The 413-nt window shown below is 76.0% G+C and carries 1 protein-coding gene; it reads left to right on the top strand.

Going from position 1 to position 413, the window contains the following annotated elements:
• On the top strand, positions 1 to 317 hold a 317-nt coding region (locus tag ACTFO6_RS17785; protein ID WP_439935751.1), incomplete at its 5' end, for an RluA family pseudouridine synthase.
• Positions 318 to 413: the final 96 nt, after the last annotated feature.

Here is a 413-nt window from a genome sequence, read left to right as displayed (position 1 = left end):
AGCCCGCCCTCACCCACGTCCAGGCCCTGGAGCGGCTTCCCGGATGCACCCTGGTCCTGTGCCGCCTGGAAACCGGCCGCACCCATCAGATCCGGGTCCATCTCCATTCCATCGGCCATCCCCTGGTGGGGGATCCCGTGTACCGGGGAACGCCCAAGGGCCCCGCCGCGCCCCTCCTCGCCGCTTTCCCCCGGCAGGCCCTCCACGCCGCCCGGCTGGTCGTCCCCCACCCGGCCGGCGGCCGCGAGCTGGAGCTGGAGTCGCCGCTTCCCGCCGACATGGCGGCCTTGCTGGAGAGGCTGCGGCGCTCGCCATGACGGACGATTCGCTCGAGCCCCTCCTGCCCGACTGGCCCGCGCCGGACCGGGTGCGGGCGCTCGCGACCACCCGCGCCGGGGGCGTGAGCCGGGGCC

Origin of the sequence: Pelomicrobium sp. G1 (genome assembly GCF_051905455.1) — a bacterium.
Classification (GTDB): Bacteria; Pseudomonadota; Gammaproteobacteria; order Burkholderiales; family UBA6910; genus Pelomicrobium.
This window is presented reverse-complemented; position numbering and strand designations above follow the sequence as displayed.